Below are 14,175 nucleotides of genomic sequence, written 5' to 3' on the forward strand. Positions count from 1 at the left end.
TCCGTGTCAGAACGGATCCGAACCCAGAGCATCGGGGCCGAGGCGGATGGTCCGCCGACGGCCCCACCGACGACCGGACCGACGGGGCCGGGCGGTGGTGTCCCCGACGACCGGGCCGACGACCGGGCCGACGACCGGGCCGTCGTCCGGGACGCGCTGGGGGTCGGTGTCGCCGTCGGTCTCTCCGGCTTCGCCTTCGGAGTGACCTCGGCGGGCGCCGGCCTCACCCTCGCGCAGACCTGTGCGCTCAGCCTGTTGGTCTTCACCGGTGCCTCCCAGTTCGCCCTGGTCGGTGCTCTCGCCGCGGGCGGCACCCCGCTGACCGCGGCCGCCGGGGCCTTCTTCCTCGGTATCCGCAACGCCTTCTACGGGTTGCGACTGTCCGGGCTGCTGGGCCTGTCGCGCGCGGTGCGGCCCCTGGCGGCCCAGTGGGTCATCGACGAGACCGCCGCCGTCGCGCTCGCCCAGCGCGACAGGCGCACGGCGCGGATCGGGTTCACCGTCACCGGTGTGACCCTCTACCTGCTGTGGAACCTCACCACACTGCTCGGGGCGCTGGGTGCCGAGGCACTGGGCGACACCGGCGCCTGGGGCCTGGACGCGGCGGGTCCGGCCGTCTTCCTGGCCCTGCTCGCCCCCATGTTGCGGACGGCGGTGGAGCGTGCCACGGCGGGGCTCGCGGTGCTGTTGGGCCTGGGACTGCTGCCGGTGCTGCCGGCGGGGGTCCCGGTACTGGCGGCGGCATCGGCCGCGCCCCTGGTCCTGGCGGTGCGGAGGCTGAGCCGGAGGGAGCCGCGCGGGAGGGAACCGCGGGGGAAGGGGGAGCGGTGAGCGTGTGGATCGCCATTGGGGCGACGGTCGTCGGTTGCTACCTCGTCAAGCTCCTGGGGCTGTCGGTACCGGCCGGTGCGCTGGAGCGTCCGCTGGTGCGACGGATGGCGGCCCTGTTGCCCGTGGCCCTGTTGGCCGCGTTGACCGCGCAACAGACCTTCGGGGGCGAGGACGGCGCTCTGGTGCTCGACGCCCGTGCCGCGGGGCTCGGGGCGGCGGCGATCGCCCTGGTGCTGCGCGCCCCCTTCCTGGTGGTGGTGGCCGTCGCGGTCCTGGTCACGGCCGGGGCGCGGGCGCTGGGGTAGCGGGGGCGGGACGGCAAGGTCACGCCCACGGCCGTCGGACGTCCGGGAACCGCGGGACTGCCGGATACTGGGGGCATGCGGTTGACGGTCTTCTGGGAGCGAATGGCGGCTCACTTCGGTGAGGCGTACGCCGACTCCTTCGCGCGTGATCACGTGATGTCCGAGCTGGGTGGCCGAACGGTGCACGAGGCCCTGGAGGCGGGGTGGGAGGCGAAGGACGTGTGGCGCGCGGTCTGTACGGCCGTCGAGGTCCCCGCCGAGCTGAGGTGAACGGGGGACCGCTGGTTGGAACGCTTCTTCAAAAACCGCTCTGACCTGCGGTTCTCGCGTTTTCCACAGAGCTGTGTGACAACTTGACACGGAAATCGAACAGGCATTCTTATGGTGGAGCCGGACCGCCCGGGGGCGGAGCCCGGCCCGATTGTCAGTGGCAGGCGCTAGCGTCTTTTGATGTGAAGCGATCGACTCAAGCAAACCGGGTGGCACCCATGGCAGGAACCGACCGCGAGAAGGCGCTCGACGCCGCGCTCGCACAGATCGAGAGGCAGTTCGGCAAGGGCGCCGTGATGCGCCTGGGCGAGCGGCCGAACGAGCCCGTCGAGGTCATCCCCACCGGGTCGACCGCCCTCGACGTGGCCCTGGGCGTGGGCGGCCTGCCGCGCGGCCGGGTCGTCGAGGTCTACGGCCCGGAGTCCTCCGGCAAGACGACCCTGACCCTGCACGCGGTGGCCAACGCCCAGCGGATGGGCGGCACGGTGGCCTTCGTGGACGCCGAGCACGCGCTGGACCCGGAGTACGCCAAGCGGCTGGGCGTGGACGTGGACTCCCTGATCCTGTCCCAGCCGGACAACGGCGAGCAGGCGCTGGAGATCACCGACATGCTCATCCGCTCCGGCGCGCTGGACCTGATCGTGATCGACTCCGTGGCGGCCCTGGTGCCGCGCGCGGAGATCGAGGGCGAGATGGGCGACTCCCACGTCGGCCTGCAGGCCCGACTGATGAGCCAGGCGCTGCGGAAGATCACCGGCGCGCTCAGCCACTCCAAGACCACCGCGATCTTCATCAACCAGCTCCGCGAGAAGGTCGGGGTGATGTTCGGCTCGCCGGAGACCACCACCGGTGGGCGGGCGCTGAAGTTCTACGCCTCGGTGCGGCTGGACATCCGCCGGATCGAGACCCTCAAGGACGGCACCGAGGCGGTCGGCAACCGCACCCGTGTCAAGGTCGTCAAGAACAAGGTCGCGCCGCCCTTCAAGCAGGCCGAGTTCGACATCCTCTACGGGATCGGCATCAGCCGGGAGGGCGGGCTGATCGACATGGGCGTGGAGCACGGTTTCATCCGCAAGTCCGGTGCCTGGTACACCTACGAGGGCGATCAGCTGGGTCAGGGCAAGGAGAACGCCCGCACCTTCCTGCGCGACAATCCCGACCTCGCCAACGAGATCGAGAAGAAGATCAAGGAGAAGCTGGGCATCGGTCCGAAGACCGAGGCGCCCGAGGAGGAGCCGGGCACGGACGCCGCCGGCGCCGACGCGATCACGGTCGCGGCGGCGAAGACGGTGCCCGCGCCGGTGACCAAGGCCAAGGCCGCCAAGAGCGCCGCTGCCAAGAGCTGAGCCCATGGCGGGACGACAGCAGGAGGGGCCGTCCGATCCGGAGGAGCGGGCGCGGGCGATCTGCCTGCGCCTGCTCACCGGAACGCCCCGCACCCGGGGGCAGCTCGCCACCGCACTGCGCAAGAGGGACATCCCCGATGACGTCGCCGAGGCGGTGCTGTCCCGGTTCGAGGACGTCGGACTGATCGACGACGCGGCGTTCGCCGACGCCTGGGTGGAGTCCCGTCACCACGGTCGGGGCCTCGCCCGCCGGGCCCTCGCCCGGGAGTTGCGGAACAAGGGCGTGGACTCCGAGCTGATCGACGACGCCATGGAGCGCCTCGACCCGGAGCAGGAGGAGCGGACGGCCCGCGCCTTGGTGGAGAGGAAGCTGCGAACCACCAGAGGGCTCGACCGTGACAGGCGACTGCGCAGGCTCGCCGGAATGCTCGCCCGTAAGGGGTACTCCGAGGGGCTCGCCCTGCGGGTGGTTCGAGAAGCCCTGGAGGCGGAGGGGGAGGACGTGGAGGAGTACCTGCCCCACGGCACGGACTGAAACAGGCCCCGGCGCGGCGTTCGCGGGGCGGATCCCGGGAGGAACGCCACCGTGTCAGGGGCCGATCACCGGGGCCGGTGCGGATCCGGCCCCGTCGAGTGCCTCCGAGGAGGGCGTTCCCGGACGGCGGGGCGGAGCCCCGACCACCGCGGCATGCGCCCACAGCAGGGCGACCGCCAGCAGGACCGTACCGCCGGCCAACCAGGGCAGCGGACCGGGCGGCAGGGCACCGGCCACCAGACCGGCGAGGGCGCCGGCCAGTTGTAGGGCCAGGGACTGCACGGACAACGCGGTGGCGCGGCCCGCGCTGTCGACCCGATGGTGCAGCAACTCGTTCTCGTTGGGACCTGCGGTGCCGAGGCCGAGGTAGACCAGGGCGTAGCCGGTGGCCGCCAGGGACAGTGCGACCGGACCGGACCACACCACGGTCGCCCCGAGCAGCACCATGCCCGTCGCACCGAGGCCGAGGCCGACCATGACACCCCGCTCGCCGCCGCCGGCCAGCCGGGCGACCAGCGGGGCGCAGTGGCTGCCCAGGGCGGTACAGACGAATCCGGCGCAGGCGAGCGCGGCGAAGAGCAACGCACCCGACTCGGGCGCGCCCGTCAGATCGGCGGAGCGCCCCGGTGCCAGCAGTTCGATGGCGGCCAGGGCGGTTCCCGCCGCGGCGGCGCTCAACAGCACCCGGCGGACCAGGGAACTCCCCACCCCCAGCCGCAAGCCCCCCAGCACGGTGTCCGGTACGTCCCGCAGCATCCCCCGCACACCGGCCGGAGGACGGGGCGGCTCCGGCAGGGCGGTCAGGACGTACACCGTGAAGACCACCCCGACGGCCGCGCCCAACAGCGCCGGCACCGACAGCGGCGGCACCAGTCCGGAGGTGGCGCCACTCAGTCGGGCACCCACGTCCGGCCCGAGCCCCAGCAGCCAGGGCAGTCCGCCGCCGCACAGGGTGCCCACGGCCAGGGCCGCGGCGGACGCGGTACCACCTCGTGCCAGTCCGGTGCGCAACTCCGCGTCGGGCCCGGAGTGAGCCTGCACGGTGTCGACGTACCAGGCCTCGGCGGGACCGCTGGACAGCGCACGGCCCGTGCCCATCATGACCATGGCCAGGGCGAGGACCCACACGGCGGTGCCCAGCGCCAGCAGGACCAGAGCCGCCGTGTTGAGCACTCCCGCGGCGACCAGCACGGCGCGGCGGCCGACGACGTCGGACAGGCCGCCGGTGGGGAGTTCCAGCACGGTGACGGTCAGGGAGTGCACGGCGAAGAGTCCGGCGACGGTGGCCAGGCTCATGCCGCGCTCGCCCAACAGCAGGACCTGTGCGGGCAGGTAGAGGCCGACGGGGAGCCAGAACAAGAAGGTGACGGTGGCGAAGCGACGCCGCGCGGTCCCGGGGTCCGGGGTCGAGGTCATCGCGCACCGTCCGAGCGGCGGCCGTCGCGGTCGTCGCCCCGCTCGCCGGTGTCGGTGTCGGTGTCGGGCGCTTCGGCGCCGAGGGTGCCGTCCGGTGCCAACGGCAGTCCGGCCCACAGGAACACGACCTTCTCGGCGCGCGGATCGCGTTCGTCCCGGGCCGCCAGCTCGTCGGCCTTCCGGTGAACGGTCTCCTGCAGTTCGGCGAGTGACTCCGGGGTCAGCCGGAGGAGCAGGTCGCTGATGCCGGACGGCTCCACCCACTGCGGTCCCAGCCGTCCGGAGGCGAGACCCTCCTCGTGGCGGCGCAGGGAGAGTTCCAGATGGTCGAGCTGGACCCTCCGGAGGGCGCCGATGGAGGCCCGGCCGCCGGGGGAGGCGTGCATGGCGGCGTTGTCCCAGGAAGTGAGGGAGTCCACCGCGCGCCAGCGGCGCTCCCGTCCGTCCCGGTGCTCGGCCTCGGCGACGAACGCGTACTTGGCCAGCACCCGCAGGTGGTAGCTGGTGGAGGCGGAGGATTCGTCGGTGCGGGCGGCGAGCTCGGTCGCGGTCGCCGGGCCGTCCTCCCGCAACAACCCGAGCAGGCGGACGCGCAGGGGATGGGTGAGCGCCTTCAGCGCCGCGGCGTCCCGTTCGGGATCGAGCACGCGGTCCTGGTGTGGGTGGTCCTGTTCCTCGGTCATGGCGGGAGGGTAGGGCGCCACGACAGAAAGGCAAAACTATTTTTGCAGAATTTCCTTGGTGATGTGAGTGGCGGGCGTGCGTGCGAGGCCGGCCGAGGAGGCGGAATCCGCCGGGCCGGCCGGGAGAACGCGGCGCGGGCTCAGTCGCGGTCCGTCGCGCCGACGGGGTCCCCGGCGGCCAAGAGGGCACCGCGCACCGCCTCCACACAGGCGCGCAGGTCACCGGTCCGGGCGCCCGGCAGCGCGGCCACCAGGTGTCCGTCCGGACGGACCAGCACGACGGTGTGGGCCGTCGCTCCCGGGAACTCCTCGGTCACCAGCAACTCCGCGGACATCGGCAGCCGTTCCATCACGGTGGCCAGCTCCGGCATCAGCCCGGCCGTCAGCCAGTGGCGGCTGTCCCACACCCGGGTGCCCGGTGCCACCAGCAGCACCAGCAGATCCCGTCCGAGCCGCTCCCACAGCAGTCCCCGGGAGCCGTCCAACGCCGTGACGGGTACGTTCGGCGTGGGCGCGCCCACGTCCGTCGCCACCGTGACCGCGCCGGGCGCCACCTCCCCGCCCGGCGTCAGCGGCGAGCGCCCGTAGTCGGGCGGGGCGCCCAGCGCGCCCCGCCCCAGATGTCCGTCCGTCAGCAGCTCCAGCCGCCCCCGGGAGCCGCCGGGCAGCAGGGCGCGCAACCCCCCGCCCCCGCGCACCAGCGGCAACGCCTGGTCCAGGGCGCGCAGTCGGGCGCCGACCGAGCCGCGGCGCTCGGTCTCGTAGGTGTCCAGCAGCTCGTCCGGTGCCCGGCGGCGCAGGCACAGCGCCAGCTTCCAGGCGAGGTTGGCGGCGTCCCGCAGCCCCTCGTCGACGGACCGGGTGCCCAGCGCCCCCAGCAGGTGCGCCGCGTCTCCGGCCAGGAAGGCGCGTCCCGAGCGCCAGTGCCGCGCCAACCGCTGGTGCGCGGTGTGCACGCCGGTGTCCAGCAGTTCGTACGGCGGTACCTCGCCGCACCAGGCGGAGAGTGTGCCGCGTATCCGGGCGAGCAGTTCGTCGGGCGTGACCAGGTCGCCGCGCGGCGGAAGCAACCAGTCCAGTCGCCACACGCCGTTGGGCAGGGGGCGCGCCACCACCTCTTCGGCCACCCCCGGAAGGTCGTGGTGGAGCAGCGCCTCGCCGTCCCACGGCAGTTCGAGGCGGAGCGCCGCCACCGCGTGCCGCTCGACCGAGGTGCGCCCGGGGAAGCGGATCCCCAGCAGTTTGCGCACGGTGGAGCGGGCGCCGTCACATCCCACCAGGTAGCCGCCGCGCCACCGGGCGCCGTTCGGGCCGCGGGTGTGCGCGAGGACCCCGTGCGCGTCCTGCTCCAACTCGTCCAGGCGGGCTCCGGTGACGACCCTGGCCAGCGGCTCGCGTTCCAGCGTGGCCCGCAGACTCCGTTCCAACGCGTACTGCTGGATGTGCACCGGTGAGGTCGAGGCGTCCAACTCCGTCCGTCGCACGACCTGCCGCCGCCGTTCGGTGCGCCAGGCGGCCCACCGGGCGCCGCCCAACAGCGAGACGTACGCCGCCGTGTCGGGGTGCAGGACGCAGGTTCGGGCCGCACGCTGTTCGACCCGGCCGTCGCCCCCGTCGAGCACCACCGACGAAACGCCGTGGCGCGCGAGCGCCAGCGACAGCGCGAGTCCGACCGGTCCCGCGCCGACGACGATCACCGGATCCACGACGGGCGGACCTCGCACTTCCCGCGGTTCTCACGGACGGTGGGGAGCGTGGGGGGCGGGGGAGTCGGCGAGGAAGAGGCGGCCCGGAACGTGATCACAGATGTATGCAACCCACTGCCTGTGCCCCCGTCAAGCGACGGGGGCACAGGCAGTGGACGGGGGGTACGGTGTGCGGCCGCTATCCCTTGCGGGCAGGGGCCTCCACGTGGGGCTCGTCGAACTCCATCTCCGTGTTGGTGTCGGCGTGCAGCACGGCCCCGGCGGACCGCTTGCCGCGCCGGATCCGACCCTCCACCCAGCTCGCGAGGCTGGTGAGCAGGTAGTTCAGCAGCACGAAGAGCAGCGCGATCACCGTGAAGGCGGCGATGGTGTTGGCGCCGTAGTTGGCGGTGATCAGACGGACCTGGCTCAGCAGCTCGGGGTAGTTCAGGAGCGCGCCGCCCAGCGCCGTGTCCTTGACGATCACCACGAGCTGGCTGACCAGGGCCGGGAGCATCGCGGTGACCGCCTGCGGCAGCAAGACGTAGACCATGGTCTGGCCCTTGCGCATGCCGATCGCCTTGGCCGCGTCGGTCTGGCCCGAGGGCAGCGAGAGGATGCCGGCCCGGACGATCTCGGCGATGACCGAGGCGTTGTACAGCACCAGGCCCGTCACCACGGCGTACAGCGGGCGCACCTCGGAGGGGAGGTCGGTGAACTGCGCGTATGCCGCGTTGGCGAAGAACATCATCAACAGCACCGGGATGGCGCGGAAGAACTCCACCACGGCGCCGGCGGGACCACGGACCCACTGGTGGTCGGAGAGCCGCGCCACACCGAACAGCGCGCCCAGCGGGAGCGCGATGACGATGGACAGGGCCGCCGCCTTGAGGGTGTTGAGCAGGCCGGGGATCAGATACGTCGTCCACACCCGGGAGTCGGCGACGAACGGCTCCCACTTCGCCCGGTCGAGCTGGTTCTTGTCGGCCATGGTGGCCAGCACCCACCACAGGACGAGGGCGAGGAGAACCACGAAGACCACGGAGTAGACGATGTTGCGCGCCTTGGCCCGCGGGCCCGGGGCGTCGTACAGAACGGAGAGGTTGCTCATCGCTTCACCGCCACGCGCTTGCTGACCCAGCCCAGCAGCATGCCGGTCGGGAGTGTCAGGACAACGAATCCGAAGGCGAACATCGCGGAGACCAGGAAGATGGCGTCGCTCTCGTACTCGATCATCGTCTTCATCAGCGCCGCGGCCTCCGCCACCCCGATGGCGGCCGCCACCGTGGTGTTCTTGGTCAGGGCGATCAGGACGTTCGCCAGCGGCGCCACCACCGAGCGGAACGCCTGGGGCAGGACGACGAGGGACAGCACCTGGAGGAAGCTCAGCCCCATGGCGCGGGCCGCCTCGGCCTGTCCGACGGGCACGGTGTTGATGCCGGAGCGCAGCGCCTCACAGACGAAGGTGGCGTGGTAGGCGACCAGTCCGAGCACGGCCAGCCGGAAGCCGATCACCTCGAAGTCGCCGCCACCGGCCAGCGTGATGCCCAGCGTCTGGAACAGGCCCAGCGAGGCGGCCAGGATGATGACCGTCAACGGGGTGTTCCGCACGACATTGACGTAGGCGGTGCCGAAGGCGCGCATCAGCGGCACCGGGCTGACCCGCATGGCGGCCAGGATCGTTCCCCACACCAGGGAGCCGATCGCCGAATAAACGGTGAGCTGCACCGTCACCCAGAAGGCTCCGAGCACGTCGTACTGCCCGGAATCAAGAAAGTCGAACACGTTCTCCCGCGCTCTCGCCTCGTCGGATGGCGTCTCGTCGGACACCGTCGGAGGTGCGGTGTGCCGCCCCCCGCGGACGGCGGCACACCGCGGACGGCGTCAGTTCGTCTCGGTGATCTCCGGGGCGGGCTCGTACTCGTAGTCGGCCGGGCCGAAGTGCTTCTTCGCGGCCTCCTCCCAGGCGCCCTCGTCGACCATCTTCTTCAGGGCGTCGTTGATCTGCTTCCGCAGTTCGGTGTCGCCCTTCTTCAGACCGATGCCGTAGGGCTCGTCGCTGAGGTTGAGGCCGGCGAGCTTGAACTTGCCCTGGTGCTCCTCCTGCGCGGCGTAGCCGGCCAGGATGGAGTCGTCGGTGGTCAGGGCGTCGACGGCCTTGTTCTCCAGGCCGGTCAGGCACTCCGAGTAACCGCCGTAGTTGATCAGGTTGGCCTTCGGGGCGAACTTCTTGTTGACGTTCTGCGCCGAGGTGGAGCCGGTGACCGAGCAGAGCTTCATCTCGCTGCTGTTGAGGTCGTCCTCGGTCCGGACGGTGTCGTCGTCGGCCCTCACCAGCAGGTCCTGGTGGGCGAGGAAGTACGGGCCGGCGAAGTCCACCCGCTGCTTGCGCTCGTCGTTGATCGTGTAGGTGGCGACGATGAACTTCACGTCGCCGTTGGCGATCATGTTCTCGCGCTCGGCGCTGGGGGCCTGCTTCCAGACGATGTCCTTCTCGTCGTAGCCCAGCTCCTTGGCGACGTACGTGGCCACGTCCACGTCGAAGCCGGTGTACTCGCCGTCCTGGGTCTTCAGGCCCAGCCCCGGCTGGTCGAACTTGATGCCGATGTTGATCTTGTCGTCGCCCGCGCCGCTGTCGCCCCCGCAGGCCGTGGCGGTCAGGGAGAGGACGAGTGCGGTGGCGGCCGCGAAGCCGGCCTTGCGGAGGGTCATGGTGAACATCCCTGGGGTCGAGTTGTACGGGTTCCGCTGAGCCGAGCTCAGTGGTGGAGGATCTTCGACAGGAAGTCCTTGGCGCGGTCGCTGCGCGGGTTGCTGAAGAACTGGTCGGGCGTGGCCTCCTCGACGATCCGCCCGTCGGCCATGAAGACGACCCGGTTCGCGGCGGAGCGGGCGAAGCCCATCTCGTGGGTGACCACGACCATCGTCATGCCGCCCTGCGCGAGCTGCTGCATGACCTCCAGGACCTCGTTGATCATCTCCGGGTCGAGGGCGGAGGTGGGCTCGTCGAAGAGCATCACCTTCGGGTCCATCGCCAACGCGCGGGCGATGGCCACGCGCTGCTGCTGACCGCCGGAGAGCTGGGCGGGGTACTTGTCGGCCTGGCTGGCCACCCCGACCCGGTCCAGGAGGGAGCGGGCCTTCTCCTCCGCCGCCTTCTTGTCGGCGCGGCGGACCTTGAGCTGGCCCAACATCACGTTCTCCAACACCGTCTTGTGCGCGAAGAGGTTGAAGGACTGGAAGACCATGCCGACGTCGGCGCGCAGCCGGGCCAGCTCCTTGCCCTCGGCCGGCAGCGGCTTGCCGTCGATCAGGATGGTTCCGGAGTCGATCGTCTCCAGGCGGTTGATGGTGCGGCACAGCGTGGACTTGCCGGATCCCGAGGGCCCGATGACGACGACGACCTCGCCACGCGCAATGGTCAGGTCGATGTCCTGGAGGACGTGCAGGGCACCGAAGTGCTTGTTGACGTTCTCCAGGACGACCAGGTTCTCCGCCGTCGGTGCGGCGTCCTTGGTCACCGATACGTTGCTCATCGGCGTCATTCGCTCCGTCCTCGTCGGTTGAGGGGACCTTAGTGACGACCCCTGAGCAGCGTCAGCACATCTGAGCTGAACTTGAGCATAACGATTCAGCAGCAAACGGGCATATGGCTCGAACGGTGCGGCGAACGGCGTATCAGCTGCATAACGTGGGGGTTTGCCACGACCGGGACCTTGACGTACCGGTCCGGATCGGCGTGGATGGCCTCGATCGAGGAGCCGACACGAGGAGAGACGCAGGGAGAGCCGCGAGAGAACTCGTCGAGCGTCGGGGGAGGAGAAGAGGTCCGATGAGGCTGCTGCTCGTCGAGGACGACGACCGCGTGGCCGCGGCGCTGTCGGCCGTGCTCACCCGGCACGGTTTCGAGGTGGTGCACGCCCGCGGCGGCGAGGAGGCCCTGCGGTGCCTGCTGCCGGACGGCGCGGCGCCGCCCTTCGGGGTGGTGCTGCTCGACCTCGGTCTGCCCGACACCGACGGCTTCGAGGTGTGCGGCCGCATCCGCCGGCTGACCACCACACCGGTGATCATGGTCACGGCCCGGTCCGACGTGCGTTCCCGGGTCCACGGGCTCAACCTCGGGGCCGACGACTACGTGGTCAAGCCGTACGACACCGCGGAACTCCTCGCCCGCATCCACGCCGTCAGCCGCCGCACCGCCGCCACCACCGCGCCCACCGGGGCCGACGGAGGTCACGGCGGCGGTCACGGTGGTGGCCACGGCGGTGGCCACGGCGGCGCCGGGACGGCCGGAGCGGCCCCCGAGCGGATGCTCCTGGGACCGCTGACCATCGAGACCGACACCCGCCGTGTGACGGTGCGGGGCGAGGGCGTCCCCCTCACCCGCAAGGAGTTCGACCTGCTCGCGCTGCTCGCCCGGCGTCCCGGCGTCGTCTTCCGCCGCGAGCAGATCATCAGCGAGGTCTGGCGCACCAGTTGGGAGGGCACCGGCCGCACCCTGGAGGTGCACATCGCCTCACTCCGCTCCAAGCTGCGCCTGCCCACCCTGATCGAGACGGTGCGGGGCGTGGGCTACCGGCTCACCGCTCCCGCCGACTGAGGCAGGAGAACGGCCCCCACCGTGCGCACGCGTCTCCTCGCCCTCCTCATCGCCCTGATGGCCGCGGTGCTGCTCGCCCTCGGCTTCCCGCTCGCCGCGAGCATGGCCGCCGCCGAACAGCAGGCCGTCGTGGTGGACCGCATCGACGACACCGCGCGCTTCGCCTCCCTGGCCCAGTACGTCACCACCCGCTCCCAGGCCCGCAGCCCCACCACGGCCGAGAACCGGCAGCAGGACGAGCGGCTGGCCACGCTCGTCGACGAACTCGAGCGCTACCACGACCTGTACGGCATCCGCGCCGGCGTCTTCCACCGGAACGGCAGCACGATGGCCGCCGCTCCGTCGGACTGGCAGGTCCCCGAAGCGGGGGAGGGCGCCGCCGCCTTCGCCGAGGCGCTGGTCGGGCGCCGCAGCCACGATCCCCCGCAGGTGTGGCCCTGGCAGGACGGCCGGCTCGCGGTGGCCTCACCGGTGGTCCGCGACGGCGACGTCGTGGCCGTCGTCCTGACCGACTCGCCCACCGGACCGATGCGCTCGCGCATCCTGCGCGACTGGCTGCCGTTGGCCGCCGGGGAGGCGGCCGCCATGCTCGTCGCGGTCGCGGTGGCCTTCCGGATGACGGGATGGGTGCTCGAACCGGTGCGCGTACTGGACAGGGCGGCCCACGACATCGCCACCGGTCGGCTGGCCTCCCGGGTGGCGGCCCTGAGCGGGCCGCCCGAACTGCGGCGCCTGACCCGGTCCTTCAACGAGATGGCCGACCACGTCGAGACCGTCCTGGAACAGCAGCGCGCCTTCGTCGCCGACGCCTCCCACCAGCTGCGCAACCCGCTGTCCGCCCTCCTGCTCCGCATCGACCTGCTGGCCCTGGAACTCCCCGAGGGCAACGAGGAGATCGCCTCGGTACGGGAGGAGGGGAGGCGGCTGGCCCGGGTCCTCGACGGTCTCCTGGACCTGGCGCTGGCCGAGCACTCCTCCGCCGACCTGCGGCTGACCGACATCGCCGCGCTCGCCGCCGAACGCGTCGCGGCGTGGCGGCCGACCGCGGAGAACAAGGGGGTGGAGCTGCGCGCGGAGGGCAACGGCGCGGTGACGGGCTGGGCCGACCCCGTCACCCTCTCCAGCGCGCTGGACGCGGTGGTGGACAACGCGGTGAAGTTCACCCCGGCAGGAGAGACGGTCACGGTCTCCGTCGCGCCCGAGGGCGACCGGGTCGTCGTCGAGGTCGCCGACCGAGGCCCCGGCCTCACCGAGGACGAACTGGCCCGGATCGGGGATCGCTTCTGGCGCAGCGGTCGTCACCAGAACGTCTCCGGCTCCGGACTCGGACTCTCCGTCTCCCGCGCCCTGCTCGCCGCGGGCGGGGCGCGGCTCTCCTACGCCCACAACGATCCCCACGGTCTTCGGGTGTCGATCGACCTTCCGAGGAACGCGCCGGACGACGAGCCGGAGGACGGGACGATCAGGACTTGACGGAGCGGTAGTAGCGCTCGGCGCCGCTGTGCAACGGGAGCGGATGGGTGTAGATGGCCGTGCGCAGATCGACCTTCTGCGCCGCGTGCACCTCGCGGCCGATGCGGTCGCGGCTGTTGATCACCGAGCGGGTCACGCCCTCGGTCAGCGCGTCGTCCGTTCCCTCCACCGTCACCAGCAGGTTCGCCACCGCGATCGTCTCGACGGCCCTGCTGTTCCGGATCTTCGGGTAGGCGTCGGCCGGCATCAGCGCGGCCCGGTAGGAGGAACGGGTCTCGGGCGCCCGGGAGTGCAGCGCGGGCACCAGGTCGCCGAGCGGCACCAGGCGGACGTCGGCGGTGTCGGCGAGCTCCGCGATCGCGCCGGTGGGCAGGCCGCCGGACCAGAAGAAGGCGTCCAACTCCTCCCGCACCAGCAACTCCGGCATCCGGTCTATGCCCTCGAGCACCGGGCGGACGTCCCGCTTCGGATCCAGGCCCGCGGCCCGCAGCAGCCGTCCGGCTATCAGGTTGACGCCGGAGCGCTCCTGCCCGAGCCCGACCCGCAGCCCCTTTAGGTCCGCGGCCTCGCGCACCGGCGAGTCGGCCGGGACGACGAGCTGGATGTAGTCGTCGTACAGGCGCGCGCAGGCCCGCAGCCGGTCCGCGCCCGGCCGGTCCTCCTCCAGGTGGGCCGCCACCGCGTCGGCGGCGGCGATGGTGAACGACGCCTCGCCGGAGACCAGCCGGTCGATGTTCTGCACCGAGCCCTCGCTGGGCAGCAGGGACACCTCGACCTCGGGCAGGTCGCGGCCCAGCTGCTGCCTGAGCAGCTCCCCGTAACGTTCGTACACCCCGCCCGGGACACCCGTGGTGAACACCAGCGAACCGCTCGGAGCCGATCCGCCGCCGGGCAGCAGCCACCACAGCAACAGCGCCAGCGCGGCCACGACCGCGACGGCGGCGGTCGACGGCCGCTTCCCGAGGCGGCGGGCGGACGGTGGGACCATGACACCGATCCTGCCAGGAGCGGAGTGCGGAAGGGAGAGGCGG

15 protein-coding genes are annotated in these 14,175 nt (G+C 71.8%); 7 read left to right on the forward strand and 8 right to left on the reverse strand.

The genetic code is table 11. The features are described 5' to 3' along the window. The first annotated feature begins 15 nt into the window (after positions 1-15). The 5 genes from F0L17_RS19800 (at position 16) to recX (ending at position 3,287) form a co-directional block, all read left to right on the forward strand. On the forward strand, positions 16-831 hold the full coding sequence (locus tag F0L17_RS19800; RefSeq protein WP_420802477.1) for an AzlC family ABC transporter permease: 816 nt from the start codon (positions 16-18) through the stop codon (positions 829-831). Continuing rightward, positions 828-1,136 carry an AzlD domain-containing protein gene (locus tag F0L17_RS19805; protein WP_162466459.1) on the forward strand — a complete coding sequence of 103 codons (309 nt, stop codon included), beginning with the start codon at positions 828-830 and terminating at the stop codon, positions 1,134-1,136. The genes F0L17_RS19800 and F0L17_RS19805 overlap by 4 nt, the downstream gene beginning before the upstream one ends. Positions 1,137-1,211: 75 nt before the next feature. Then, a complete protein-coding gene (locus F0L17_RS19810) occupies positions 1,212-1,406 on the forward strand; it encodes a DUF3046 domain-containing protein (protein ID WP_155072104.1) in 195 nt (64 codons plus the stop codon). A 218-nt stretch (positions 1,407-1,624) separates the two neighbouring features. Then, a complete protein-coding gene (gene recA, locus F0L17_RS19815) occupies positions 1,625-2,752 on the forward strand; it encodes a recombinase RecA (protein WP_155072105.1) in 1,128 nt (375 codons plus the stop codon). Between the two features lie 4 nt (positions 2,753-2,756). Continuing rightward, positions 2,757-3,287, forward strand: coding sequence for a recombination regulator RecX (gene recX, locus F0L17_RS19820; protein ID WP_155072106.1), 531 nt, complete (start codon positions 2,757-2,759; stop codon positions 3,285-3,287). Between the two features lie 54 nt (positions 3,288-3,341). Here recX and F0L17_RS19825 read toward each other — a convergent pair whose 3' ends face one another. The 7 genes from F0L17_RS19825 to F0L17_RS19855 all read right to left on the reverse strand — a co-directional run bounded on the left by F0L17_RS19825 (position 3,342) and on the right by F0L17_RS19855 (position 10,607). After that, positions 3,342-4,703, reverse strand: a complete 1,362-nt coding sequence (locus F0L17_RS19825) for an MFS transporter (RefSeq protein WP_155072107.1) — start codon at positions 4,701-4,703, stop codon at positions 3,342-3,344. Then, positions 4,700-5,386 carry a winged helix-turn-helix domain-containing protein gene (locus tag F0L17_RS19830; protein WP_155072108.1) on the reverse strand — a complete coding sequence of 229 codons (687 nt, stop codon included), beginning with the start codon at positions 5,384-5,386 and terminating at the stop codon, positions 4,700-4,702. Before F0L17_RS19830 ends, F0L17_RS19825 begins: the two co-directional genes overlap by 4 nt. A 140-nt stretch (positions 5,387-5,526) precedes the next feature. Continuing rightward, positions 5,527-7,092, reverse strand: coding sequence for an FAD-dependent monooxygenase (locus tag F0L17_RS19835; protein ID WP_162466460.1), 1,566 nt, complete (start codon positions 7,090-7,092; stop codon positions 5,527-5,529). Positions 7,093-7,270: 178 nt separating this feature from the next. Further along, entirely contained in the window at positions 7,271-8,182 is a 912-nt protein-coding gene (locus F0L17_RS19840) for an amino acid ABC transporter permease (RefSeq protein WP_155072109.1), read from the reverse strand. Further along, a complete protein-coding gene (locus tag F0L17_RS19845; RefSeq protein ID WP_162466461.1) occupies positions 8,179-8,856 on the reverse strand; it encodes an ABC transporter permease subunit in 678 nt (225 codons plus the stop codon). Before F0L17_RS19845 ends, F0L17_RS19840 begins: the two co-directional genes overlap by 4 nt. Before the next feature lie 99 nt (positions 8,857-8,955). Continuing rightward, complete coding sequence (locus tag F0L17_RS19850; protein WP_202917898.1) at positions 8,956-9,783, reverse strand: glutamate ABC transporter substrate-binding protein; 828 nt, start codon at positions 9,781-9,783, stop codon at positions 8,956-8,958. 47 nt (positions 9,784-9,830) lie between these two features. Further along, positions 9,831-10,607 carry an amino acid ABC transporter ATP-binding protein gene (locus F0L17_RS19855; RefSeq protein ID WP_155072111.1) on the reverse strand — a complete coding sequence of 259 codons (777 nt, stop codon included), beginning with the start codon at positions 10,605-10,607 and terminating at the stop codon, positions 9,831-9,833. A 296-nt stretch (positions 10,608-10,903) separates the two neighbouring features. Here F0L17_RS19855 and F0L17_RS19860 point away from each other — a divergent pair, with 296 nt between their 5' ends. Together F0L17_RS19860 and F0L17_RS19865 are read left to right on the forward strand one after the other, a co-directional pair. After that, positions 10,904-11,671: a response regulator transcription factor gene (locus tag F0L17_RS19860; protein ID WP_155072112.1), complete on the forward strand. Its 768-nt coding sequence runs from the start codon at positions 10,904-10,906 to the stop codon at positions 11,669-11,671. A 21-nt stretch (positions 11,672-11,692) separates the two neighbouring features. Further along, on the forward strand, positions 11,693-13,144 hold the full coding sequence (locus tag F0L17_RS19865; RefSeq protein WP_162466462.1) for an ATP-binding protein: 1,452 nt from the start codon (positions 11,693-11,695) through the stop codon (positions 13,142-13,144). Here the strand turns inward: F0L17_RS19865 and F0L17_RS19870 are convergent. Then, on the reverse strand, positions 13,134-14,132 hold the full coding sequence (locus tag F0L17_RS19870) for a TAXI family TRAP transporter solute-binding subunit (RefSeq protein WP_155072113.1): 999 nt from the start codon (positions 14,130-14,132) through the stop codon (positions 13,134-13,136). The two genes, F0L17_RS19865 and F0L17_RS19870, sit on opposite strands and share 11 nt — an antisense overlap. Positions 14,133-14,175: the final 43 nt, after the last annotated feature.

The organism is Streptomyces taklimakanensis, from assembly GCF_009709575.1.
GTDB classification, from domain to species: domain Bacteria; phylum Actinomycetota; class Actinomycetes; order Streptomycetales; family Streptomycetaceae; genus Streptomyces; species Streptomyces taklimakanensis.

Excerpts from the sequence above, each read along its gene's own strand:
- F0L17_RS19810 (WP_155072104.1), top strand. The coding sequence starts at position 1,212 with ATGCGGTTGACGGTCTTCTGGGAGCGAATGGCGGCTCACTTCGGTGAG.
- recA (WP_155072105.1), top strand. The coding sequence starts at position 1,625 with ATGGCAGGAACCGACCGCGAGAAGGCGCTCGACGCCGCGCTCGCACAG.
- recX (WP_155072106.1), top strand. The coding sequence starts at position 2,757 with ATGGCGGGACGACAGCAGGAGGGGCCGTCCGATCCGGAGGAGCGGGCG.
- F0L17_RS19825 (WP_155072107.1), bottom strand. The coding sequence starts at position 4,703 with ATGACCTCGACCCCGGACCCCGGGACCGCGCGGCGTCGCTTCGCCACC.
- F0L17_RS19830 (WP_155072108.1), bottom strand. The coding sequence starts at position 5,386 with ATGACCGAGGAACAGGACCACCCACACCAGGACCGCGTGCTCGATCCC.
- F0L17_RS19840 (WP_155072109.1), bottom strand. The coding sequence starts at position 8,182 with ATGAGCAACCTCTCCGTTCTGTACGACGCCCCGGGCCCGCGGGCCAAG.
- F0L17_RS19850 (WP_202917898.1), bottom strand. The coding sequence starts at position 9,783 with ATGACCCTCCGCAAGGCCGGCTTCGCGGCCGCCACCGCACTCGTCCTC.
- F0L17_RS19855 (WP_155072111.1), bottom strand. The coding sequence starts at position 10,607 with ATGAGCAACGTATCGGTGACCAAGGACGCCGCACCGACGGCGGAGAAC.
- F0L17_RS19860 (WP_155072112.1), top strand. The coding sequence starts at position 10,904 with ATGAGGCTGCTGCTCGTCGAGGACGACGACCGCGTGGCCGCGGCGCTG.
- F0L17_RS19870 (WP_155072113.1), bottom strand. The coding sequence starts at position 14,132 with ATGGTCCCACCGTCCGCCCGCCGCCTCGGGAAGCGGCCGTCGACCGCC.